This window comes from Chryseobacterium gwangjuense (genome assembly GCF_021311115.1).
Classification (GTDB): domain Bacteria; phylum Bacteroidota; class Bacteroidia; order Flavobacteriales; family Weeksellaceae; genus Chryseobacterium; species Chryseobacterium gwangjuense.
The window spans coordinates 423,646-447,173 of record NZ_JAJTNP010000003.1; the positions used below are offsets into that span (position 1 = coordinate 423,646).

The window sequence follows — 23,528 nt, forward strand, 5'->3', positions numbered from 1 at the left end:
TTTTTTTGCATAAAAATTTTAGAAATTTATCTCTAAACCATCGTAGGCAAGGTGTATTCCGGGTGGAAGTTGCTTGTCTTCAATATCATGCAACCCTAGATGATGACTGATGTGAGTTAAAAATAATTTTTTAGGTTTTAGTTCATCAAACAGCTTAATGACATCCGGAAGGACAAAATGAGCAGGATGAGGATCAAATTTTCGGATACAGTTTAGTATAAGTACATCAAGATTCTTCAATTTTTCTTTTTCAGTCTCAGAGATAAAACCGGCATCCGTAATGTAAGCAAGGTTTTTAAACTTATAGCCAAAAACTGTGATTTTATAGTGGATCACTTCAATCGGAGTGATTTCTATATCTAAAATATGGAAAGGTTTATTTTCAATTTCATGCAGATCAAATGCAGGAGCTCCGGGATATCTTACGTCGGCAAAAGCATACGGAAAACGGTTTTTTACTTCATTTGCAACTCTTTGATAGCAATAAAGGGGAATATTTTTTCCACTTTTAAAAATTAACGGGCGCATATCATCAAGACCAATCACATGATCGTTGTGTTCATGAGTAAGCAGCGTAATATCAACGTGAGTCTCGTGGTTTGAAAGCATTTGTTGCCTGAAATCGGGACCACAATCGATCAATATTTTTTTGTTTTCGTCAGTACTGATCATTACAGAAGAACGGAGTCGACTGTCTTTGGGATTTTCTGAAGTACACACTTCGCAAGCGCAGCCAATCACGGGTACGCCTTGGGAAGTTCCCGTTCCTAAAAATTTCAACTTCATTTTCTTTTGAGGTTGGTTTAATTTTGGTAAATTTACGAAAAATTTAATGTCCTAATGTATCAGAAACTAACTCCTAAACAAAAAGCATTAACAATTAATCTAGATCCTACTATTTATGGTACTTTCGCGGAAATTGGAGCAGGGCAGGAGACTGTTCGACACTTTTTTAGAGCAGGGGGAGCTTCGGGTACAATCGCTAAGGCAATGTCTGCTTACGACAAAGATTTTAGTGATGCGATCTATGGAAAAGAGGTAAAAAACAGATACGTTACTCAAAACAGGCTTCGAAAAATGCTTCGTTATGAAGTAGCTTTAATTGAAGAGAGAATTTCCAGAGAAAACAATCCAAACCGAAAGTTTTTTTCTTACGCCAATACGGTTACTACGATTAACTTTGATAAGACTGTTAAAGGTCATGGTTGGGTAGGAATCCGTTTTCAGGTAAAAGAAAATGAAGATTATAACGAAATTGTTATTCACGTAAAATTTAAAGAAAATGATGCTACCTTACAGCAGGAAACTTTAGGGAATCTTGGGGTAAACCTTATTTTTGGAGCTTTCAATTATTACGATAATCCAAGAACGTTGGTAGAGTCTCTTTATGATGACGTGGCAAAAGATAACCTCGAAATTGATATGATTGATTTCAGCGGGCCGGCTTTTGCGTATGTTGACAATAGGCTAATGTCATTACAATTGGTGAAAAACGGAATGACGGATGCAGTAATTTTCAATTCACAAGGGAACAATATGCTTCCTGCAGATATTTTGTATAAGAAAAATATTTTTGCAGTAAGAGGAAGTTTCAGACCTGTAACAAAAGTGAATATTGACATGCTTCAGAATGGTTTGGACATGTTCATGAAAGATGCTATCTGTACTCAGGAAGAAACGGAAGTTTTAATAGAAATTACCATTTCAAATCTTCGTGCAGACGGAGATATTGATGAAAGAGATTTTCTCGACAGGGTAGATGTCCTTGGGAAATTAGGGTATACAGTAATCGTGTCAAATTTCTCAGAATATTATCGTTTGATCGATTATTTTTCTTCTTACACAAGCGAAAATGTTGGAGTTGCAATGGGAGTTAATAACCTATTGATGGTGTTTGATGAAAAATATTACACAGATATGTCAGGAGGAATTCTTGAAGCTTTTGGTAAATTCTTCAGAAACGGAATGAGAGTGTATCTGTATCCTTATAAAGACCCGGAAACACATGAACTTTTAGACTCTGAAACCCTTAAAGTGGAAGAAAATCTGAAAGAATTGTATAAATACTTCAAACTCAACGAACGTATTGTAGATATTACAAACTATAATCCTGAGTTTTTGGAAATTTATTCAAGAGATATTTTGAAAAAAATTGGATGCAATATGAAAGGTTGGGAAACACAGGTTCCTGATGGTGTTGCAGAAATGATTAAAGAACGAGGAATGTTTGGGTTTAAAGAAGATTTTTCGTTAAAACAATTCTCTTAAAACAATATATACAATGTCAGAATTAAAGAAAAGACTTTCTTCTATCCTTGAAAGTCCTAAACATAATACGGAAGAGAAACTTGAAAAAGTTTGTCATCTTTTGGATCAGGAAATCTCTTATTTTAACTGGACGGGTTTTTATTTTAAAAACGGAGATAAAGATGAACTGAAATTAGGACCTTATGTTGGAGCACCGACAGACCATACCATCATTCCTTACGGAAAAGGAATTTGCGGACAGGTTGCGGTTTCTAATGAAACATTTGTTGTTCCTGATGTGAATGAAGAAAGTAATTATTTAAGCTGTTCAATTGATACAAAAGCTGAAATTGTAGTTCCTATTTTTAAAGATGGTAAAAACATTGGACAGATCGATATCGATTCCCATACAGTAGATCCGTTTACAGATGAAGACAGAGAATTGTTGGAATGGCTTTGTAATGAAGTATCAAAAATATTATAATTGAAAATACTTTTAGTAAATATAAACTCCGGCTCGAAGAGCCGGAGTTTTTTGTTTTGTTTGAAAAATTAAATCAGATTGTAATCGATTCAACCTCAGAAATCAGTTCTTTAAAATAATTTTCACACTTTGCGATGTGCGTTCCGTACCAGGAAAATGCTTCCCCGTCTACGATCATAATTTTTTTCTCCGGATAAAATTTCTTCAATTCTTCAATATGTTTTTCTTTAAAGGGAAAAGGCTCAGAAGACAGCATAATGATATCCGCTTCTGCTAAATCCTCAGTTTGAATTGCCGGGTAGCGTGTTTTGTTCTTAAAAATATTTTCAAAACCAATTTCAGTTAAAATCTTATGAATAAAAGTGTCAGAACCTATCGTCATATAAGGATTCTTCCAAATGAGATAAGCTATTTTTATACTGGAACTGATCTTAGCTTGGTTTAAAATTTCGTAGATTTTAAGATTGAAAAGTTGTGCTTTTTCTTCCTTATTAAAGGTTTTTCCGAGGCTTTTAAGTAAATAATAATTATCCTCAATAGTTTCTACATTAGTAACAACTACTTTGAATTCATCCATTAAAGCTTCTACCTGCTCTTTGATATTTTCTTCTTTGTTAGCAAGAATTAAATCAGGTTGTAAAGCTTTGATTTTATCAATATTAATATTTTTTGTTCCACCGATTACCGCAACATTTTTTATTTTTTCTTCAGGATGAATACAGAATTTTGTCCTTCCGACAATTTCTTTTTCGGTTAACCCCAAATCAAATAAAGCTTCAGTAATTGAAGGAACTAAAGAAACAACTTTCATATTACTATTTTAGATTCTGCCTAAAATTACAAAAGTTTACCGGTTAAGAAAAGTCCGGCTACAGAAAAATAGATGATAAGTCCTGTTACGTCTACTAACGTTGCTACAAATGGAGCAGAAGAGGTTGCCGGGTCAAGTTTTAATTTTTTTAGAATAAAAGGAACCATAGATCCGGAAAGAGTTCCCCAAAGGACGATCATCACTAAAGAAACCCCAACGCTAAGTCCTACAAATGGCCAGTACATTCCATAATTAAAGAAGCCTGCTTCGTGCCAGATCATAATTCTTAGAAAACCGATAATTCCAAGAATTCCACCAAGGAAAAGTCCTGTGAAAATCTCCTTTTTCATGACATACCACCAGTCTTTTAAACCGATTTCCTGAAGTGCCATTGCTCTAATGATCAGGGTGGCAGCCTGCGAACCGGAATTTCCTCCACTGGAAATAATTAAAGGAACAAATAAAGCCAAAACAACGGCCTTTTGAATTTCATCTTCAAAATAACCCATGGCAGAAGCGGTCAGCATTTCTGAAAAGAACAGGATAATCAGCCACATTCCTCTTTTTTTGATCATTTCGATCAAAGAAGTTTGCGTATAGGGAACATCCAATGCTTCAAGTCCCCCGAACTTTTGAATATCTTCAGTGTTTTGTTGCTCTATCTGGTCTAAGATGTCATCAATGGTAACAATTCCTACCAAAACTCCGGCTTCAGTTATAATAGGAAGTGCGGCTCTGTCATATTTTTCAAAATATTGTACCGCATCTTCTTTTGAAGTGGTAGTGGTAATGGCTACAAAATGGTTATCCGTAATCTCAGATATCAGAGTATCTTCTTCTGCTAGAAGTAAACTTCCTAATGCAATATCATCAATCAGGCGGTTTCTTTCGTCCACTACATACAGGTGGTTCATGGTTTCCACTCTTTTACCTACCTTTTTTATTTGTTGAAGACACTTTTTTACGGTCCATTCCTTACGGATTTGGATATAATAAGGTGTCATCAGACGGGCAATGGAGTCGGAATTATATCCTAAAAGTTTCAGGGCAATTCTTCTTTCCTGCGGGTTAAGGTGATTGATAGAATATTTAATTAATTCATCCGGGAAATCTTCAAATAAAGCCGTCCTGTCATCGGGAGTCATAGCGTTCAAAATTTCGGAAACTTCGTCGCTTCCAATACTTCTGATAGTTTCTTCCTGAAAATCGGGATCAAGATGTGAAAAAACTTCTGCTTTGTATTCTTTTGGAACCTTTAAAAATGCTAAAAGCCTCTCATCAGCGGGAAGTCCACTAAGAGTTTCGGCAATATCGGCAGGGTTAAAGATAAGTTCGTCTCTAGAATTCAAAACGTGAAATTTTTGGATATGCAAAAATAATTTAAATTTTCAAGAAACAGGAATAATGGATGAAATTTAAAGAATATTTAAAGACTAAAACCCGGATTCTGTGGCAGACTTTATTTTCTTCAACTTCTTTAAGATCCCTTTTATAGCACCATTGGTTCCTATTTTTATAGAATTTTCAGTAGATCCCAAAAGACGCATGTTTTTACGATAAGTATCATAATCTGTTTCCGTGAGAAGATTTCCCGTTGCATCGAAAAGCTTCATGCTTACTACGACCTGATTTGAAAATACGTATTTACCTAAGCCTACTTTAAAGTATTTTACTTTTGGAACAATGGCAAAATCGGTTGCGTTGTTACTGCAATAGTCTATAATGGTTTGTTTGTCGATGCTATCATAAGAAACCTGCACTTCGGCTCTCAGCATTTTGCTTTTTTTCATGTTACTGATATTATCAGAAACAGCGCTGAAAAATGCATTATTGGTAGGTTCTTTGATCTCCTCGATGTCGGGCTCCACTTCAGGGTTGAAGTAAAGGACTTTTCTGGTTTTATTATCGACACTTTTTTGTGCTTTCATTGAAGCTGTTCCGATCAATAAAAAAGAAGTAAAGACTAAAAAAAATAAAACTTTTCTCATTTGTAATTCGGTTGCAAAATTACTGTCTTTTAATGGGATGGCATAATTTTTTTAAGAAATTTTTAACATTTTTTTCTATCAATTTCCATACATGAAATCAATAATGTTTGCAGAATCAAAAAATAGTCGTAATTTTGCACGCGTTACATAATAATCATTAAACAATATTGGAATGTACTTAACAACAGAAAAAAAGCAGGAAATTTTCGCAAAACACGGAAAATCTGCACAAGACACAGGAAGTGCTGAAGGGCAAATTGCACTTTTCACTTTCAGAATCAATCACTTATCTCAGCACTTAAAGGCTAACCGTCACGATTTCAACACAGAGAGATCTTTGGTGAAATTGGTAGGTAAGAGAAAAAGTTTACTAGATTACCTTAAAAACAAAGATATCGCAAGATATAGAGCAATTATTGCTGAACTAGGTTTAAGAAAATAATCTACAAAGATTTACACAAGAGCAACTTCGAAAGAAGTTGCTTTTTTTATGCTTTTTATTAGATATGTAAAGAATAAACGAATTTTAATTATTTTTTTACCATTTTTTTAAATGAATATTTAAATTTGTTTCTTTTTTTTAATTAAGATTAGTTTTGAAGAATTTTTATACTTATTTTTTAGTTTTATTATCAATCTTCTGCAGTGCTCAAGAAGCAGATTCTATAAAAAGCAATACATCCTGGGCTATTTCCGGAGGCGCGGAATATGGAACGGTTTTGCCTACTAACTTTCATTTGAAAAGTTATCCAAACAGAGATTATACTGGCTACTCATTCCAGTTTTTAAAGCAAGCAACGGGAAAAAAAGATTGGGAAAAGTTGTATAACTACCCTCAATATGGTATTGGTTTCTTTGCTTTCGACTTTCTTGAGAATAAACAAATGGGAAGTCCTTTTGCTGTTTATGGAATATATAATACCAAAATTAAACAATGGGGAAATCTTAAATGGTATCATAATATCAATTTTGGTATTTCTTTTAATTCAAACCCTTTTGATCTGGATAATGGATATTATAATACTTCAGTAGGTTCAAAAACTAATATGTTTATTAGCGTAGGAACCGGTTTGTATTATGAAATGGGGAAACATTTTGATTTGGGATTGAATCTTAAATTTAATCATCTTTCAAATGGATCACTAAAAATCCCGAATAAAGGATTGAATAGTATTGCACCTCAGTTGAGTCTGGTATATTATCCGGAAAGAGCAGTCATTAAAAGAGACGATTCAATTACTACAAGTGGCAAAAAATATAATACATTAGAGTTTTCGGTATTTGCAGGGAGAAAAGATGCTTTTTATAAAGGTGAAAGAAGGGATGAAATAAAATTGTATGACGGATTTGATTACTCAATATATGGAGCAGAAGCTTTCTATTTACGTCAGTATTCTGCTAAATCGGCTTATGGAATAGGGATAGGAATAACTAAGGATGAAGAATATAATCATACCATGTATATTTCAGACAGTACATTGTATCAAAAAAAACGTTTTTCTCATGATCAGCTTTTGTTTAGTGTTATTCCTACCTATCGTTTGATGATTGGTAATTTATATGTGAATGTGGGAGCAGGATATTATGCTTTCAAAAAAACAACAAAATATGATAAAACCGCTTTCTTTCAAAGAATAGGTTTACAATATCAGGTTACAGATCGTTTATTTGCCTCATTCGGAATCAATGCTTATGATTTCCATGTTGCGAATTATCTGGAATGGAAACTAGGCTATACTTTCTCCAAGAAAGTCAGAAAATAGAAGCCTGAATGCTTTTAAGCTGTAGAAATTGTATGGAAGAAGTTTTTTTGACCAAACGAAAACCTTTTTGGGACTCAATTTTCGGTTTTATCCAAATAATACATTAAATTTGCAAACGAAAATTTAAAGAGTTTAAATAATAATCGTACTCAATACGGAGTACAATAGACGAAAATTTATGAGTATACCTCAAGCGTTTACAGAAACGATTACTCTTGCAGACGGAAGAGAAATCACACTAGAAACAGGGAAGTTGGCAAAACAGGCTGATGGATCTGTGGTAGTAAAAATGGGCGGAACAATGCTATTAGCAACTGTTGTAGCCAATAAAGAAGCAAATCCGGGAGTGGATTTTTTACCATTAACGGTAGATTACAGAGAGAAATTTTATGCGGGAGGTAGAATCCCTGGAAATTTCTTCCGTAGAGAAGCGAGACCTTCTGATCAGGAAATTTTAACAATGCGTTTGGTAGACAGAGTTCTACGTCCGCTTTTCCCTGAAGATTTCCATGCGGAAGTTCAGGTAATGATTTCATTGATTTCTTACGATGGGCAAACAATTCCTGATGATTTAGCAGGTTTAGCAGCTTCTGCAGCAATCGCTATTACGGATATTCCTTTCAACGGACCAATGTCTGAAGTAAGAGTGGTGAGATTCAACGGAGAGTTGGCGATCAATCCAAGCTATGAGCAATTAAAAGATTCTGAACTTGATATTATGGTTGGAGCTACTAAAGACTCAATCGTAATGGTAGAAGGAGAGATGAAAGAAATTTCTGAGCAGGAAATGCTGGAAGCTATCATTTTTGCTCATGCTGAAATCAAAAAACAAATCGAAGCTCAGGAAAGATTAGCTGAAAAAGTAGGAAAAGCTTTCCCTAAAAGAGAATATTCTCACGAAAATCATGACGAAGAAATTCGTGAAAAAGTTTGGAAAGAGACTTATGATAAAGTATACGAAGTTGCAAGAACTCCATCTGGAAAAGAAGAAAGAGGAGAAAAATTCAAAGCGGTTCGTGAAGAGTTTTTAGCTCAATATGCTGATAATGAAGAGGAATTAGAAAGAGTAACTCCTTTCGTAAAAGTATATTATCATGATGTAGAAAAAGAAGCAATGCGTCAGATGATTCTTGAAGATAATATTCGTCTAGATGGTCGTGATCCTCAAACGATTCGTCCAATCTGGTCAGAAATTGACTATCTTCCGGGAGCTCACGGTTCTGCAATCTTTACAAGAGGTGAAACTCAGTCTTTAACGGCTGTAACACTAGGTTCTGTAAAAGATGCGAACATGGTAGACAGCGTAATCACTCAACACGACGAAAAATTCTTCTTACATTATAACTTCCCTCCATTCTCAACAGGTGAAGCAAGACCTTTAAGAGGAACTTCAAGAAGAGAAGTCGGACACGGAAACTTAGCTCAGAGAGCTTTACAGGCAGTAATTCCTGCAGAAAATCCATATACGATCAGAATTGTTTCTGACATTTTAGAATCAAACGGTTCGTCTTCAATGGCAACAGTTTGTGCAGGAACATTAGCATTAATGGATGCAGGTGTACAAATTACTAAGCCGGTTTCAGGTATTGCAATGGGATTGATCACTGATGTAAAATCAGGAAAATTCACGGTACTTTCTGATATCTTAGGAGATGAAGATCACCTTGGAGATATGGACTTTAAAGTAACAGGAACTGCAGACGGTATCACGGCTTGTCAGATGGATATCAAAATCCAGGGACTTTCTATGGACATCATGGAAAAAGCTTTGATGCAGGCAAGAGACGGAAGATTACATATCTTAAATAAAATCACGGAAACGATTTCTGAACCAAGAGAAGATGTGAAACCTCACGCTCCGAAAATGGTTGTAATGGAGATTCCTAAAGATTTCATTGGTGCTGTAATCGGACCTGGTGGAAAAATTATTCAGCAAATGCAAAAAGATACAGATACTGTTATTGCAATTGAAGAACAAGGTGAAATCGGACGTATTGAAATTGCCGGAACAGACAGAGAGAAAATTAACGCTGCTGTTGCTAGAATCAATGAAATTACTTTCGTACCGGTTGTAGGTGAAGTTTACAAAGGTAAAGTTGTGAAAGTAATGGATTTCGGAGCTTTCGTAGCCATTGCTAAAGGTACTGAAGGTCTTCTTCATATCTCGGAAATCGAGTGGAAGCGTTTAGACAAGGTTCCTTATGCTGAAGGTGATGAAGTTGAGGTGAAATTCATGGGGTATGATGATCGTAAGAAAATGAAACTTTCAAGAAAAGTTCTTTTACCAAGACCTCCAAAACCGGAAGGGAAACCAAAACAAGAAGTACAAGCTCAGGCAGAAGGTGAAAAACCTGCTGAACAAGCTTAATAAAATAGAAACCATCGGAATTTCCGGTGGTTTTTTGTTTTTATCTTATTGATATTTTGATTATTTGATACCTGTTAATTTCATTTTTCGTATATTTGTAGCTCCATCAGTAAAAATTCTTTATCTTTAAAGTAGGAAAAAGAATTTAGATATTCATTTTTTTCTTCTTTTCATTTTTTACTGCCGTTTAAAATTGTAAAGCGGCAATTTGGATCATCAATTACTGAAAAGTTCATAAAGGAGCTTAGATGTTTCTCTTTGAGAAATAGGATGGTGTGGAATTAGTTTATTTTATATTTAAGCTAATGAATAGTACTCGATAATTTTAATTTTATAATAATATATGGCAGATTCTTTCTCTAAAAAAGAAAATTTCAAGAAGAAACAGCAAAAACAAAAAGAAAAAGCTTTACGTCGTGAAGAGCGTAAAGAGAACAACGACAAAGGGAAAACCCTTGATGAAATGTTTATGTATGTAGATGCGAACGGGCAACTGACATCTACACCACCTGATAATGATGAAAGAGCTGAAATAGATCTTGACAACATTCAGCTGGGTGCAGCCCCAATCGAAGCTGAAGAAGCTTTAAAAACAGGAATTGTAACTTTTTTAAGCGAAAAAGGTTATGGATTTATCACGGAAGATAAAACAAAAGAAAATATCTTCTTCCATAACAACAATTGCATTGATCAGATTAAAAAAGGCAACAAAGTATCTTTTGAAAAAGAAAAATCTCCGAAAGGATTTTCTGCAACAGAGATCAGATTGGTAAAATAATTAATCCCACTTCAGATTAATTTCTCAGATATAGTAGAATCCCTCATTGTTTGAGGGATTTTGTATGTTTACTCATGATGAAATTTTAATTATCTTTAAACAAAAACTTATGAAAAAACTACTGATGCTTTCCCTTATTGGTTTTACTTCTTATTCATTTGCACAAACGGTAAATGATGTTCCTCTTAAAGATATTGATGTCGATTATGTACAGATCATCGGAACAGGAAGGTCACTAAGTACCAAAGTAAATGTTGAAATTGATTTTGGGCAGGAAATCAAGTCAATTTCCTTTAAAAACGGGACAAGCATCAAAGATGAAAGAGGTAGGAATATGAAGTTCAATTCGATGATGGATGCGCTTAATTTTATGTCTGCAAACGGATTTTCTTTTCAGTTTGCCTATACAATGAATGATGAAAAAGATAAAGCGATTTACTATATCTTAAAGAAGAACAAATAATAAAAAAACCACCAAATTTTGGTGGTTTTTCTTTTCTATATAAATTAAAACTTTATCCGTTTCCAATTCTTTGCTTCAAATCATCTGCACCGCCAGTTTTTCTAGGCTGTCCCGATTTTCCTGTCCCGAAATTATAGGTGTAGGAAAGCGTAACAACTCGGGTATCCCGTCTTACAATAAAATTTTCTACATAGCTGTTATAAATGTTTTTGGCTTCAGGATTGCTTGTCAAGAAAATATCACTGAAAGAAAACTTAAGGGTACTGTTATTTTTAAATTTCTTCTGAGCACCGATATTTACAGACCACATCGGTTTCAGGAACATATAGGCATAGACTTCTTTTGCTTTATAATTTCCGTTTAATTCAGCAGTAAATCCGTTTCCTAGTTTGAAAGAATTATTACTGTTGAGATCAAAAGTGAAATTCCCCTGATTTTTAATAGAAGTATCAGCAATATTACCAGTGTAACTTCCGTAATAGAAATTGGCACTGTTGTTCATATCCCACCATTTGGCAACTTTTACCGGAGCAATCAGATTCAGACCGAAATAGGAGGCTGAACTTAGGTTTTCATTGGCTTGAACGACAACGATATTTCCGTTTTCAACAGTTGGTTTTAAAACATCGGTAATATTATTTTTTGTTTTGCTATAACTCAACGTTGCAAAATATTTGTTGCTCAAACTGTAGGTAAACTCATAATTCATTGTGGTTTGCGGGTTCAGATCAGGGTTTCCTGCCTGATACGTTGTAAGATCCAGATAAAATTTAAAAGGATTAAGCTGTTTGTAAGTCGGTCTTGTAATTCTTCGGCTGAAATTAAGCTCAACTGTATTTTTATTATTCAGATCATAAGAGAAAACGGCGCTTGGGAATAATTGAGTGTAATTCTTTTTATTGATTTGATTCGTGGTTATTTGATTTCCCGTAACATTGGTATTCTCTACTCTTAACCCGAAATTCACTTTGAATTTTTCCCAGTTTTTAATTAAATTTCCATACACTGCATTAATATTTTCTTCATAAATAAAATGATTGGTCTTAGAATGATCAAGTTCTAAATTTCCAGAGCTCGCATTAAAAAATTGAAGATCATTGTCTGCTTTTACAAAACTTGTTTTGATTCCTGCTTCTAATTTCCAGTTCTTTTTGAAAGCTTTGGTAAGATCGGATTTCAGTGAATAAATATTGAGATTTCCGCCCAAATCTCCCTTTAAATTATAAGGATTGGGTGCAGATATAGTGGAAGGCAACAGATTTCCATCGACATCAAAATTTCTGGTAACAAAATTCTGCAAAGAAGCGTTTGAATAATTGATATAATCCAAATCTGTTGTCAGTTCCGAACCTAATGAATCGATGGTAAGTTTATGATTAAGGTTCAATGCAATATTTTTCCAATGATCCCGGTTATTACTAGTTGTATTGGAACTTCCTGCAGGCTGATAATTATGATCCAAAATAGAAGTATTGTTATTACTGGTCGGATCAAATCTGTTGCTGATAAGTCCTACTGAAAATCCGAGAACATTCTTATTGTTCATGTAATAATCCATCCCGACTTTGGCGATATGATTTCGAAAATTCATTTTAAGGAAGTTATCCTGAATGTAGGCCTGCTTAAAATTTCCATTTTCATAAAAACTTCTGTCGAGAAGTAATTTATTATAGAATTCTCGATATGCAAAGCTATAATTCGCAAAAAGATTCACTTTTTTATTTCTGTGATTGATGCTGAGACTATTGTTGTTTTTAATATATTTTCCTGTTCCCAAAGCTGTTGAAATACTTCCGTTCGTTCCTTTTCTCTGGTCTTTTTTCAGTTTAATATTAATGATCGAAGTTCCGGCTGCATCATATTTTGAAGAAGGATTGGTGATAAATTCTACTTTTTCAACACTGGCAGAAGGAATTCCACGAAGGTAGTTAGCAAGATCGGTTCCGTTCATCGGCGTATTTTTTCCGTCGATCTGTACCAATAGATTTCCTTTTCCTCGAAGACTGATGTTGTCATTATTGTCAATTTTCACGCCCGGAGCCTTTTCTAAGACTTCAAAAGCAGAATTTCCGGTACTTACAATGCTGTTTTCAACATTCAGGATCATTTTACCGTCCTGTCTTTCGATATAAGGTTTTGCTTTGGTAATTACCACGCCTTCAATTACTTTTTCGTTTAATGAAATGGAAGGCAATGTTGTATTTTCTGTTACGGCAATATTTTCAGACGCATATGTTTCTGCGCCGTTTCGGTTGATTTTTAAGGAATAATTTCCTGAAGCTAAATCATTAAAACTGAAGTTTCCTTTAGAATCGGCAATTTCAGTTTTTACCAGTTTGTTCTCGGAATTGAACAAATTAATTTCCATCTGATTTGCTTTATCCGAATCAATTTTTCCTGATAAAGATAAATTCTGTATCGTCTGTGCTTTCAGCAAACTAAAGGCTGAGAGAAGCCAAAAGAAAACGAATAAAAATATTCTGGTCATTGTGTTTATTTTTTAGAGGTTAGACAATTTTTTGATATTTTGAGTAATGCAGCGTTCATGATTTCAAGTTCTTCCTTAGAAACACCCTCCAAAGCAGTCTTTCTGTTGTTTTCCACTAAATTCTGTACTTTTTGGATGATTTTTTTGCCGGACTTTGTGATTTCAAGATTGGTCTTTCTGCGGTCATCCGGATTTGAATTTCGAATGATATATTCAGATTTTACTAGCAGTTCAATAATTCTTGTCACAGAAGCATTATCCTTGAAAACAAGATCTCCGATTTCATTTTGTGTAATTCCCGGATTTTCCAATATCGCTTTAATAATCAGCCATTGATCGATGGTTATATTGAATCCATTCTCTTTTAATTGTCTTTGAGCATAGTTTCTGTATGATCGGATGGCTTTATCGATGTTATAAAATATGATTGAATCTAATTTTTCCATTAGTTATAATTTTAAATAAAAATGACTTATCAATTATTGATATATCAATTAATTTGTTGTGTGAAATTTTGTTTTGTTACAATGGAGCAATAAATTTTTTAGATTAAAATAAAAACCACCGTATACACGATGGTTTTAAACTTATATAGAGGTAAATAATTGATTGATTTTCTTTTTGATCTGTTCATTCGGAGCGACTCTGTAAAACTCTTTGAGAAGATCAAGAGTAGTAGGTTTTTTAGGATACGTATTGTGTTGAAGGAAGTTTTTCAAGGCTAGATTAACTTTTCCTTCCCCGATCAGTTCACTGAGTTGTACCATAGCAATAGGACCTTTGGAATAAGAAATATGGGTGTTATTTCCGGTTACTTTATAGAGGGGTTCGTTTTCAGACAACCCTTTTTCATTATCATAGATTTGCTGATGAACCTTTATTCGTTCCATCATTTTTTCTTTACCGTGCATTTTTTTGTAAAGCATCATTTCCGTGTACATGGCAAGAGTTTCCGTGAGCATAGGAAAGCCTTCCCGGTCATCCGGATTGATCTGGCTGTTTCCCCACCAAAGGTGAGAGAGTTCATGTCCTGCAAGCTCATTAATGACGTCCTGCTTCTTATCTGCATGAATGTTCGCATGGAAAACCATATCTTCAGGCATAAAAATAGCAGAAGGATAAGCTGTTGCTGCAAAACCTCTGGTAAATGAAGAAATTTCTGCAAAATTGATGGTTTTAAAAGGATAGTTTCCAAAATTTTCGGTACAATAATCTAATGTTATTTGAGTATTTTTGATGAGATGGGTTACATTTTCCTCATGTTTTTCATGGTAGAATACATTGATCTTGATACCTTTATAATTGACACTTTTCTGCTTATATTTTGCCGAAGAAAGAGCGAAACGGAAAGGAATGTTTTTCGATTCATATTGAAAAAATCGTCTTTCTCCTCTTATTGACTGAGCCATAAGATCTCCAGTTCCAATAACCTCTTGATCTTTTTCCGTAGAGATGATCATGTTTAAATTGATGAAATCTTTATTGAAAACTTCCGGAGCTTCTAATTTTTTTACAGTTCGTGCTTTTCCAAGTTTATATTCATCCCTTTTCTTCTGATCCTCAATTTCATAATCTTTTTGGTATCCAATCGTAGGATAATATCTGCTGATCCTCATGAAAGAACCGTTTTCTACAATCGCATTAAATGATTCATGTCCGTTTACAGCAAACCATTGATAGGATATTTTAAAATCAAGGTGGGTGGTTTCATGGGGTTGCAATGGCTGCTTTAAATGAATCTCAGTAGTGTTTTGATCAATTTTCTTTGTTTCAGACGCAGTTTGAAGGATTGCAGATTCTATTTTCAAATCCGGATGAAAATTGATAAGAATCTTGTCAATAGCTTTATCAGTTTGATTGGCCAAGGTATATTTTCCTTTAATTTCATAAGACCTTTGAGATGGATATAGGTCAATTTGTGTCGTAACATCGGTAATGACAGGTTGTGGTAGGTTTTCGTACCAACGGAACTGTTGTTCATAATGAACCGCATTTAAAATGAGTTTGTCATCATTTTTAGGTGAATATCCTTTCATAAATTGATTTCCTGCCAAACATCCGATAATAAGTATACAAACACTGAAGAAAGCTTTTTTTAGGTTCCATTTCTTAGTTGTAAGCCATTCATTTATCATCCACAAAAGAAGAATGATTCCGAATCCGAATAAAAGTCTTTCTGCAAAAGCTGTGGAGTAAATTCCATATCCGTTAAATTCACTGTAAGTTCCTTTAAAATCTGAGAATATTCTCAAAAGCGGATAAGAAATGATTTTTTTTGTAATGGGTGTTGCCATCATAATCAGCGCTACAACGGAAATGCCCAAAGCAACAAACCTGTTCCTGATAGTATCGTTGATAAGCAAAACAAAACCGGAAAAAAGAATGAGCGGTAAAGTATTGAAAAGAGTAGTTCCTAAATAAGCGTTCCAATCAATATGGAAATAACCGTAACCCAATTGAAAAACTAATCCTTCCAAAATCAATATTACGGTAAAAAAGAACAGTAAAATACTGATAGATAAGAAATGACCTCTCAATTTATTTTTATGAAAATAAGTGCTTTTTTCAATCAGTGAAAATCCTGAAGTATTGCTTCGCCAATACAGATCATTGATGAAGTAAGTGACAATCAGTAAGCCCAACAAATGAAAATTTTCGGAAATCGTAGTGGCCATCAAACCGGAGCTGGCGTATTTCTGCGGAAGCCGGATTCCTTTTTCAATTTCAGCGTACATCTCCATTCCGACAAAAAATAACAATAAGATGGAAACGGCGATCATGATAATCCCTTTAAAAAGATAAATGAGATCGATTTTGGCAAAAGATAATACAGATTGTAAAGACGAAACCACTCTGAAATTTGGGCTTACAACAGTATATGCTTTTGAATTGATCTTTGAAAATAGAGCATTGATCTCTGCTTTTCCTTTCTTTTTACCGGAAAATCCTGAAAATGAAAAAAGGATATAGGAGAGCAATAAAAACACCACCGAAATGATCAGGAAAATGCTTCTGTTTACTAACAAATAGGAAGACAAGGGAATAATCGATTCATTTTTCTCAGAAACAGAAAGACTTCTTCCTTCAAAAAAATAGGCAGATAAGCCAAAAGGATCAATGAATGCAGATATCTGCTGCGATTCTAATGATTGAGGAACACTTCCCGCCATAAAAGGGGAGTTGGAAAACAGCAAAACAACCATATAGAAGACGTAAAGCAGTAATCCGCCAATCACAACCAGGAGCTTCTTCTTCGTAGTCAATGAAATGAAAAACAAAAAACTACAGACCAAAAGACAATTGATGCATCCAAAGATTAAAAGCGGAAATAGATAATACCAAAGGTTAAAATAAGGTTGTATCTCACTTCCGGTACGCATATTCTGTCCGATCATAAAGCCGGTCATTAAGAACGTAAAGCTTAAGAATGTCATTAAAAAGAAAGGGAAAAATCTTCCACATACATAATTCCATTTTGAAAACGGAAGGGAAAACAAGATGGTGTCAAATTTTGAATCCTGGTCTTTAAAAAGTTGCTGACTGGCAAAAATAGTAGCAAATAATATAACGGATAAGCTCAACATCCCGGTCATAAAACCAATGGTATAAGGAGAGTTCAAATAGATGCCTTCTCCAATACTGAGGTTGAAATTATTTCCGCAAAATATTCCGATTCCGATCAGAATTAAGGAAATAAGATAAGTGAGCCAATGCTTTGTAGTGCGTTGGATTTCGAATAAAAATAAGGCATTCATGATTAGATGTTTTGAGTGAGAGAATGGAAGTAAACGTGCTCCAATAAAGGATTTACTGGTAGGAAATCTTTTGGTTTCTCGTTGGAGAATGTCGTAATGTATAATTCCCTTTCAATCAATTGCTGACTGATAATTTGATAAGCTGACTGATAATGATCCAATTCATTTTTTTCAATGGATTTTGACCATATTTTCTGATCCAGTTCTGCGATCAGATCATTGGGGTTTCCTTTTTTCAGTAGCTTTCCTTTATTCATAATCGCCATTTGTGAACACAGATTGCGGACATCTTCCACGAGATGCGTGGAAAGAATTACAATAACTTCTTTACTGATGTCATTCAACAAAGAATTGAAGCGGTTACGTTCTTCGGGATCAAGACCAGCTGTAGGTTCATCGACGATAATAATCTTCGGATTACCCAATAAAGCTTGTGCAACTCCAAATCGTTGTCTCATTCCTCCGGAAAACGTATGGACTTCTTTATTTCTGAAATCAGACAGATTTACTTTTTCAAGCAAGTTTATGATCTGATTTTTGCGTTCGGTACTGTTTTTAATGCCTTTTAAAATCGCGATATGTTCTAATAGATCATAAGCGGAAATTTTAGGATATACACCAAAATCTTGAGGCAAAAAGCCTAAATTTTGTTTTATATAATCAGGGTTTTCAGCAATATCGACTCCATTGAAGATTATATTTCCTGAAGTGGGTTTCTGAAGTCCGACGATGGTTTTCATTAAAGAAGATTTTCCGGCTCCGTTGGGACCTAAAAGTCCGAACATTCCGTTTCCGATTTCCAGGGAAATGTTTTGAATAGCCTGAAACCCATTTTTATAGGTGAGACTGAGATTGTTGATAGATAAAGTATTCATATTGTTGGGTTTGGATAATAGAAGGACAGGCAATGCTTCCATTGCTTTTTTAAAATAATATGTTTAAGATTTTATACTGAAAGGTGTAATGTAACCACAAAAGTCACAAAAGCTATTATTAAAAGACTAGAGTTTTAATTTCAAAAAGTTCACATAAGATGATCAAAATAATCGAGGATTCTTGATTACTTATCATTCATCTCTAAATTCTAAAATGTCTCCCGGTTGACATTCCAGTATCTTGCAGATGGCTTCCAATGTATCAAAACGGACTCCCTTGGCTTTTCCTGTTTTCAGGATGGAGAGATTAACGGGTGTAATTCCCAGTTTTTCTGCCAATTCTTTACTCTGCATTTTACGCTTGGCAAGCATCACATCTAAGTTGACTATAATTGGCATTTTATATAAATAAATCTTGTTCGTTTTGCAAATGTAATCCTTGCTTAAAAATATTCGCAAGAAATAAACAGAAAATTCCCAGCATGAGATGGATAAAAACCAATCCCCAGATTATACTTTCCACTTCTACGAAGAAGTTCGCGATCACTACCAGAGGTAATGGAAAAAAGATATTATAAACATAAAATCTTTTCAGGTGTATAATATTTTCCTTTGTGAATAATTTTGGTTGGAAGAAGACCTTAAAAACTTTAGCAGAAAACCAAAAGAATATTCCGTACGATATTAAAACCAAAAGAAAGGAGAATAAGATGTACGGATAGTTGTTTTCAATGTTCAAAAAAGGTTTTTCGGTAAAAGGGTAGTTGATATGAAAGTATACATTTTCCTTATAAGGGGTAATGCTAAATCCGGTTACGAGACAAAGAATTGAATAAACCGCAGTCAGCAAATAGCCGATTGCCAGTACAAAGCAAATGTAGTAGAGAATTTGTGAAATAATTTTTGTCTGGTTCATGACTTGATAATTAATAGATAATGCAAATGTATAATTAATTATCGTAAAACAATAAGTAATTTAAATAAAATTTTATTTCTGAATTTTTAATTAAGTATTAAAATAGGGAAAAACTTAATATAGATGGCAGTTTTTAATTAACTTAGAAATATAAAATTTTTGATCATGGCATATCATATTGAACTTGCAAACAGAGTTCGTGAACGGCTTTCCGAAATTTCCGATCTTGAAATTGTTGAGAAAAAAATGTTCAGTGGGTTATCTTTTCTGGTGAATGGGAAAATGTGTATCAATGTGAGTCACGACAATCTGATGTGTCGTTATGATCCTGATCTGGAAGATGAAGTTGCAGAGAGAAAGGGATTTCTGCCGATGATGATGAAAGGGAAACAGCTTAAAGGATATTGCTATGTAGAACCTCAAGGTTTTCAAAAACCCGAAGATTTTGAATATTGGATAAAAATATGTTTGGACTATAATCCGATGGCTAAAGTTTCAAAGTCTTGAATTTCTGTTTCAAGACAAAAGAAAATTAAATACCCGTTTAATACTCGGAATTTAGTAATTTGCACCCATCATTTAATCTAATAAAAAGACAAAAACCTACATTACATCAATGTTAGCAGACGAATTACAACACAAAATCGATTTCAAGACAAAACCTCTAGGTGCACTAGGATTTTTGGAGCAACTGGCTCATAAAATCGGATTGGTTCAGCAGACAGCATCTCCCAAATTAATCAAACCTCATATGGTTGTTTTTGCAGCCGATCATGGAATTGCAACAGCAGGTGTGAGCGCTTATCCACAGGAAGTTACTTACCAGATGGTGATGAATTTTTTAGGGGGAGGTGCAGCAATCAATGTTTTTTGTAGACAGAACGGAACTGATATAAAAATTGTGGATGCTGGAGTCAATTTCGATTTTCCTGAAGGCTTGAATTTGATCGATAAAAAAGTCAGAAAATCCAGTAGAAATATTCTGGACGAACCCGCAATGACTGTTGAGGAATATCAACTAGCTTTAGAAAACGGTAAGTCGGTTGTTGAAGAAATTGCTGAAACAGGTTGTAACATTATCGGTTTTGGGGAAATGGGGATTGGAAATACTTCGGCTTCTTCATTAATGATGAGCCAGTTATTCAATATTCCGATTGCGGATTGTGTGGGAAGAGGAACCGGTTTAAATGATGCTCAATTGCAGAATAAGATTGAAATTCTTTCAAAATCTATAGAGAAATATCCAAATCTTGAAACGGCGGATAAAATTGCCCAGACTTTTGGAGGTTTGGAAATTGCTCAGATGATGGGCGCAATGGAAGAAGCGTACCGACAGAATATGTTGATTCTGATTGACGGATTTATCGCAACGGTTGCTATTTCTGCCTTATTTAAAAAGAATCCTGATATTTTAAATAATTGCATCTTCTGTCATGTTAGTGATGAATATGCACACATCAAATTATTAGAATTATTAGGTCAAAAAGCTTTGCTGAATCTTAATTTGAGAGTAGGAGAGGGAACTGGCTGTGCATTAGCCTACCCGATCATTCAGAGTGCGGTTAATTTTCTGAATGAAATGTCAAGTTTTGAAGATGCAAATGTTTCAAATAAAGACTAAATGAAAGCTCTAAAGAATGAACTGATTTACTTTGCAACAGCTTTGATGTTTTTCACCCGGATTCCTGTTCCGTTCAAAGTTCCGTATTCTAGTGAGATTATGAACAGATCCCAAAAATATTTTTCTTGGGTTGGATTATTGGTTGGGGTAATCAATGCTGTTGTTTTCTATCTTCCCTTTCAACTTTTTAACCTTGAAATAGCGATTGTTTTGATGATGGTTTCAAGTGTTTTGCTGACCGGAGCGTTTCATGAAGATGGTTTTACGGATGTTTGCGATAGTTTCGGAGGTGGTTATGGTAAAGAGAAAATTATGACTATCATGAAAGACAGCCGCGTTGGAGCTTATGGCGCAATTGGAATCATTTTGTTATTTGCCTTAAAATTTTTCAGCATTAAAGAATTAGGAAATATTGATGTAACGAAAACTTTAGCCATCATTATTTTTGCTCATACATCAAGCCGCTTTATTTCAGGAACTATGATTTACACGCATCAATATGTTACAGATATTGATGTAAGCAAATCTAAACCATTGGCGAATAAACCTTTGGATGGAAAGTCTTTATTCATAAGTTTTTTAGCTGTTCTTATTGCATTTTCACTGCTTCCGGATTGGCGATTAATCCTGGCTTTTATATTAGCTTATATCGGGAAAGTCTATTTGGGATGGTATTTCAAGAAACATATCGGAGGCTATACTGGTGATTGTTTGGGAACGGTTCAGCAGGTTTGTGAGGTGTTATTCTATTTAGGAACAATCATCGTATGGAAATTCATCTAATTCGTCATACTGCTGTAGAAAATCCTGATCATTTGTGTTACGGATTTGCCGAAATACCTTTAAGAAAAGGCTTTGAAGAAGATTTAAAGGTTGTTCAAATTGATAAAGATTTTGATTGGATTATTTCAAGCCCTTCACAGCGTTGTCAGTTATTAGCACAATATTTTCAGTTGAATTACGAAACAGATGAAAGGATTCGTGAAATGAATTTCGGAGATTGGGAACTGAAAAAATGGTCAGAAATTCCCGAAGAGGAAATCAATCCTTGGTATGAAGATTTCATTACTAGAAAAGCTAAAAACGGAGAGAATTTATTGGAAATGCAAATCCGTGTTTCTGAGTTTTGGAATGAATTGATTTCGAAAGAAAACGTCAACAAAATTTTAATTGTTACCCACGCAGGAGTCATTCGATTAATACTTCAGACTATTCTTCAGTTTCCTTTGAAAAATATGTTCAATATTCAGATCGATTACGGGAAAAAGGTTGTAATTGATGTGAAAAATGAACAGGTTTCTATTAAAAAAATGAATATTTAAAATAAAAATAACCTTGCAAGTTACAAAGACCTGCAAGGTTGGGTCATTAGTTTTTTGGGTTTAAGCGCAAAGACGCAATTTGTTTTATTAGTTGTTTTAAGGCGCAAGGATTTTATCTTCGATAAAATTGTATTTGCATGGTGAATTTTTGTTTCAAGACAAAAGAAAAATACTAAGCTTTTCCAAACTTCTTCTTTTTCTTCCACGGTGCATTTTTCTGAACGTCACCCGCCATAATACATCCATAAGGCATCACTTCATCCAGAACTTCGCAAAGTCCATATTCTTCGATCTGCGCTCTTACGTTTTTGGCGCTTTTATAAGCAGTCGGAAGTTCAGAAATATCAATTTCATTTGAAAAGAAACGGATATCTAATCCTTGAGTTTCTTCTTCAAAAACTTCTTCAATCGTTTTGTGAGCCAAAGATCTTTTATGCTGACTTCTGCTGAAATTTCTTCCCGCTCCGTGTGGAGCAAAGCCTAGATTTCTCTCATTCGTTTTTCCCTGAACAATTAAAACAGGTTCTGCCATATTCAACGGAATCAATCTTGGTCCTGTAATATCCGGCATAAATTTATCATCTAAAGGTGTTGCTCCTTTTGCATGGTAAAACAAATCCCCATCTTTGAAAACGAAATTATGTTCGTTCCAATATCTGTCTTCTTTCTCAATTCCCAGCTTACTTAAAGTCGCATCATGAATGGAAGTATGGTTTTCTTTCGTCCATGTTCTGATCAATTGAAGTGCTTCCCAATATGATTTTCCTTCTTCAGATTCATACGGAATCCAGGCGTTTTCTTTCAAGGTTTCAGGAGAGTTTTCCATTCTGAATTTATTGGCCACTTTCATTCCTTTATCATACAAAGCCGCTCCGGGAGCTCTTGAGCCGTGATGCGTTACCAACATGGTATTTCCTGTATTTTTTGAGATCCCAACAAATAAGAAATGGTTTCCATCACCTTGAGTTCCCATATGAGAACGGGCAATGCTGATCAGTTTTTCATCATTCAGGAACTCATTGGCTCTGAACGCATCCATCAATTCCTGAGACATTGGCATTTGCTCACCTCTTGGTCTTCCTCCATATCCGAAATGCGTAACAGAATGAGCGGCATCCAACACTTCTTTGGGATTTGCTTTTCCAAAATCCGTCAACATCACCGAACAACAGATATCTGCACTATGGAATCCCGGATGAATGGCATTTTTCGCTACAACGACTCCACCTACAGGAATTTGACCAACCGGACCTGTAGGACACGCATCGGGCATGATTGCACCGGCAACCAAAGTCGGAGTTTTCATTAAGACATTCATCGTATTGATTACTTTTTCCACATTATCGTTTTCACTTTCATGCTCGGCTCGGATGTTGATGATAAAATCTTTTGCTGTTTCATGAAGCGGAATAGGCTCCGGTTGTTTGAATTGCTCTAAATATTCTTTAATTTGATTTTCATTTAGTTTGTTTTCCTTAATATACCCCAAAGCTTCCGCAAACCATTTTGCAGGTCTATATCCTAAAGCTATTAAATCGTTACCAGTCATTTTATTCATTTTAATTTTTTTTATTGGCAGCTGTTAACCGCCTTCCACTCCTGCTTTTTTGCTCCACTTCGTTTCTCAAAAAGAGCTTCGTTCAAGTCGG

General features: G+C 34.6%; 22 protein-coding genes. 11 read left to right on the forward strand and 11 right to left on the reverse strand.

Annotated features, from left to right (window positions below):
* Positions 1–18: 18 nt before the first annotated feature.
* Positions 19–786 carry an MBL fold metallo-hydrolase gene (locus LV842_RS08565; protein WP_233111023.1) on the reverse strand — a complete coding sequence of 256 codons (768 nt, stop codon included), beginning with the start codon at positions 784–786 and terminating at the stop codon, positions 19–21.
* Between the two features lie 54 nt (positions 787–840).
* Here LV842_RS08565 and LV842_RS08570 point away from each other — a divergent pair, with 54 nt between their 5' ends.
* Both LV842_RS08570 and LV842_RS08575 read left to right on the forward strand, forming a co-directional pair.
* The gene (locus tag LV842_RS08570) at positions 841–2,268 is read left to right on the forward strand and encodes a TonB-dependent receptor (RefSeq protein ID WP_233111024.1); all 1,428 of its coding nucleotides are present in this window, start codon (positions 841–843) and stop codon (positions 2,266–2,268) included.
* Positions 2,269–2,281: 13 nt separating this feature from the next.
* Complete coding sequence (locus tag LV842_RS08575) at positions 2,282–2,731, forward strand: GAF domain-containing protein (RefSeq protein ID WP_233111025.1); 450 nt, start codon at positions 2,282–2,284, stop codon at positions 2,729–2,731.
* A gap of 73 nt (positions 2,732–2,804) precedes the next feature.
* On the opposite strand, the gene LV842_RS08580 is transcribed toward LV842_RS08575, so the two are convergent.
* The 3 genes from LV842_RS08580 to LV842_RS08590 all read right to left on the reverse strand — a co-directional run bounded on the left by LV842_RS08580 (position 2,805) and on the right by LV842_RS08590 (position 5,530).
* Complete coding sequence (locus LV842_RS08580) at positions 2,805–3,542, reverse strand: ABC transporter substrate-binding protein (protein WP_233111026.1); 738 nt, start codon at positions 3,540–3,542, stop codon at positions 2,805–2,807.
* A gap of 26 nt (positions 3,543–3,568) precedes the next feature.
* Positions 3,569–4,891, reverse strand: a complete 1,323-nt coding sequence (gene mgtE, locus LV842_RS08585) for a magnesium transporter (RefSeq protein ID WP_233111027.1) — start codon at positions 4,889–4,891, stop codon at positions 3,569–3,571.
* An 84-nt stretch (positions 4,892–4,975) separates the two neighbouring features.
* The gene (locus LV842_RS08590) at positions 4,976–5,530 is read right to left on the reverse strand and encodes a pyruvate decarboxylase (protein ID WP_233111028.1); all 555 of its coding nucleotides are present in this window, start codon (positions 5,528–5,530) and stop codon (positions 4,976–4,978) included.
* A 172-nt stretch (positions 5,531–5,702) separates the two neighbouring features.
* Between LV842_RS08590 and rpsO the strand changes: the two genes are divergently transcribed.
* From rpsO to LV842_RS08615, 5 genes are all read left to right on the forward strand, one after another.
* On the forward strand, positions 5,703–5,972 hold the full coding sequence (gene rpsO, locus LV842_RS08595; RefSeq protein ID WP_100377935.1) for a 30S ribosomal protein S15: 270 nt from the start codon (positions 5,703–5,705) through the stop codon (positions 5,970–5,972).
* Between the two features lie 154 nt (positions 5,973–6,126).
* On the forward strand, positions 6,127–7,293 hold the full coding sequence (locus tag LV842_RS08600; protein WP_233111029.1) for an acyloxyacyl hydrolase: 1,167 nt from the start codon (positions 6,127–6,129) through the stop codon (positions 7,291–7,293).
* A 178-nt stretch (positions 7,294–7,471) separates the two neighbouring features.
* On the forward strand, positions 7,472–9,661 hold the full coding sequence (locus LV842_RS08605) for a polyribonucleotide nucleotidyltransferase (RefSeq protein ID WP_233111030.1): 2,190 nt from the start codon (positions 7,472–7,474) through the stop codon (positions 9,659–9,661).
* A gap of 343 nt (positions 9,662–10,004) precedes the next feature.
* A complete protein-coding gene (locus LV842_RS08610; RefSeq protein WP_233111031.1) occupies positions 10,005–10,439 on the forward strand; it encodes a cold shock domain-containing protein in 435 nt (144 codons plus the stop codon).
* A 109-nt stretch (positions 10,440–10,548) separates the two neighbouring features.
* Positions 10,549–10,902 (forward strand): hypothetical protein, encoded by a 354-nt coding sequence (locus tag LV842_RS08615; RefSeq protein ID WP_233111032.1) that lies wholly within the window; start codon positions 10,549–10,551, stop codon positions 10,900–10,902.
* Between the two features lie 52 nt (positions 10,903–10,954).
* On the opposite strand, the gene LV842_RS08620 is transcribed toward LV842_RS08615, so the two are convergent.
* From LV842_RS08620 to LV842_RS08645, 6 genes are all read right to left on the reverse strand, one after another.
* Positions 10,955–13,390: a TonB-dependent receptor gene (locus tag LV842_RS08620; protein WP_233111033.1), complete on the reverse strand. Its 2,436-nt coding sequence runs from the start codon at positions 13,388–13,390 to the stop codon at positions 10,955–10,957.
* Between the two features lie 5 nt (positions 13,391–13,395).
* Entirely contained in the window at positions 13,396–13,836 is a 441-nt protein-coding gene (locus LV842_RS08625) for a MarR family winged helix-turn-helix transcriptional regulator (protein ID WP_233111034.1), read from the reverse strand.
* 141 nt (positions 13,837–13,977) lie between these two features.
* A complete protein-coding gene (locus LV842_RS08630) occupies positions 13,978–17,145 on the reverse strand; it encodes a M1 family aminopeptidase (RefSeq protein ID WP_233111035.1) in 3,168 nt (1,055 codons plus the stop codon).
* A 2-nt stretch (positions 17,146–17,147) separates the two neighbouring features.
* Positions 17,148–18,020, reverse strand: coding sequence for an ABC transporter ATP-binding protein (locus LV842_RS08635; RefSeq protein ID WP_233111036.1), 873 nt, complete (start codon positions 18,018–18,020; stop codon positions 17,148–17,150).
* Positions 18,021–18,212: 192 nt separating this feature from the next.
* On the reverse strand, positions 18,213–18,419 hold the full coding sequence (locus tag LV842_RS08640; RefSeq protein WP_233111037.1) for a helix-turn-helix domain-containing protein: 207 nt from the start codon (positions 18,417–18,419) through the stop codon (positions 18,213–18,215).
* A gap of 1 nt (position 18,420) precedes the next feature.
* Positions 18,421–18,936 (reverse strand): DUF2975 domain-containing protein, encoded by a 516-nt coding sequence (locus LV842_RS08645; RefSeq protein ID WP_233111038.1) that lies wholly within the window; start codon positions 18,934–18,936, stop codon positions 18,421–18,423.
* 165 nt (positions 18,937–19,101) lie between these two features.
* Between LV842_RS08645 and LV842_RS08650 the strand changes: the two genes are divergently transcribed.
* The 4 genes from LV842_RS08650 to cobC all read left to right on the forward strand — a co-directional run bounded on the left by LV842_RS08650 (position 19,102) and on the right by cobC (position 21,879).
* On the forward strand, positions 19,102–19,443 hold the full coding sequence (locus LV842_RS08650) for a TfoX/Sxy family protein (RefSeq protein WP_233111039.1): 342 nt from the start codon (positions 19,102–19,104) through the stop codon (positions 19,441–19,443).
* 109 nt (positions 19,444–19,552) lie between these two features.
* Positions 19,553–20,557 (forward strand): nicotinate-nucleotide--dimethylbenzimidazole phosphoribosyltransferase, encoded by a 1,005-nt coding sequence (gene cobT, locus LV842_RS08655; RefSeq protein WP_233111040.1) that lies wholly within the window; start codon positions 19,553–19,555, stop codon positions 20,555–20,557.
* Positions 20,558–21,340: an adenosylcobinamide-GDP ribazoletransferase gene (locus LV842_RS08660; RefSeq protein ID WP_233111041.1), complete on the forward strand. Its 783-nt coding sequence runs from the start codon at positions 20,558–20,560 to the stop codon at positions 21,338–21,340.
* Positions 21,325–21,879 (forward strand): alpha-ribazole phosphatase family protein, encoded by a 555-nt coding sequence (gene cobC / locus LV842_RS08665; RefSeq protein WP_233111042.1) that lies wholly within the window; start codon positions 21,325–21,327, stop codon positions 21,877–21,879. The genes LV842_RS08660 and cobC overlap by 16 nt, the downstream gene beginning before the upstream one ends.
* Before the next feature lie 172 nt (positions 21,880–22,051).
* Here cobC and LV842_RS08670 read toward each other — a convergent pair whose 3' ends face one another.
* Positions 22,052–23,437 (reverse strand): RtcB family protein, encoded by a 1,386-nt coding sequence (locus tag LV842_RS08670; RefSeq protein ID WP_233111043.1) that lies wholly within the window; start codon positions 23,435–23,437, stop codon positions 22,052–22,054.
* Positions 23,438–23,528: the final 91 nt, after the last annotated feature.

Coding starts and splice junctions, on each gene's coding strand:
- LV842_RS08620 (WP_233111033.1), bottom strand. CDS start 13,390: ATGACCAGAATATTTTTATTCGTTTTCTTTTGGCTTCTCTCAGCCTTT.
- LV842_RS08645 (WP_233111038.1), bottom strand. CDS start 18,936: ATGAACCAGACAAAAATTATTTCACAAATTCTCTACTACATTTGCTTT.
- LV842_RS08580 (WP_233111026.1), bottom strand. CDS start 3,542: ATGAAAGTTGTTTCTTTAGTTCCTTCAATTACTGAAGCTTTATTTGAT.
- cobC (WP_233111042.1), top strand. CDS start 21,325: ATGGAAATTCATCTAATTCGTCATACTGCTGTAGAAAATCCTGATCAT.
- LV842_RS08650 (WP_233111039.1), top strand. CDS start 19,102: ATGGCATATCATATTGAACTTGCAAACAGAGTTCGTGAACGGCTTTCC.
- LV842_RS08670 (WP_233111043.1), bottom strand. CDS start 23,437: ATGAATAAAATGACTGGTAACGATTTAATAGCTTTAGGATATAGACCT.
- LV842_RS08630 (WP_233111035.1), bottom strand. CDS start 17,145: ATGAATGCCTTATTTTTATTCGAAATCCAACGCACTACAAAGCATTGG.
- LV842_RS08640 (WP_233111037.1), bottom strand. CDS start 18,419: ATGCCAATTATAGTCAACTTAGATGTGATGCTTGCCAAGCGTAAAATG.
- LV842_RS08615 (WP_233111032.1), top strand. CDS start 10,549: ATGAAAAAACTACTGATGCTTTCCCTTATTGGTTTTACTTCTTATTCA.
- LV842_RS08570 (WP_233111024.1), top strand. CDS start 841: ATGTATCAGAAACTAACTCCTAAACAAAAAGCATTAACAATTAATCTA.
- cobT (WP_233111040.1), top strand. CDS start 19,553: ATGTTAGCAGACGAATTACAACACAAAATCGATTTCAAGACAAAACCT.
- LV842_RS08565 (WP_233111023.1), bottom strand. CDS start 786: ATGAAGTTGAAATTTTTAGGAACGGGAACTTCCCAAGGCGTACCCGTG.
- rpsO (WP_100377935.1), top strand. CDS start 5,703: ATGTACTTAACAACAGAAAAAAAGCAGGAAATTTTCGCAAAACACGGA.
- LV842_RS08625 (WP_233111034.1), bottom strand. CDS start 13,836: ATGGAAAAATTAGATTCAATCATATTTTATAACATCGATAAAGCCATC.
- LV842_RS08590 (WP_233111028.1), bottom strand. CDS start 5,530: ATGAGAAAAGTTTTATTTTTTTTAGTCTTTACTTCTTTTTTATTGATC.
- LV842_RS08605 (WP_233111030.1), top strand. CDS start 7,472: ATGAGTATACCTCAAGCGTTTACAGAAACGATTACTCTTGCAGACGGA.
- LV842_RS08575 (WP_233111025.1), top strand. CDS start 2,282: ATGTCAGAATTAAAGAAAAGACTTTCTTCTATCCTTGAAAGTCCTAAA.
- LV842_RS08610 (WP_233111031.1), top strand. CDS start 10,005: ATGGCAGATTCTTTCTCTAAAAAAGAAAATTTCAAGAAGAAACAGCAA.
- LV842_RS08635 (WP_233111036.1), bottom strand. CDS start 18,020: ATGAATACTTTATCTATCAACAATCTCAGTCTCACCTATAAAAATGGG.
- LV842_RS08660 (WP_233111041.1), top strand. CDS start 20,558: ATGAAAGCTCTAAAGAATGAACTGATTTACTTTGCAACAGCTTTGATG.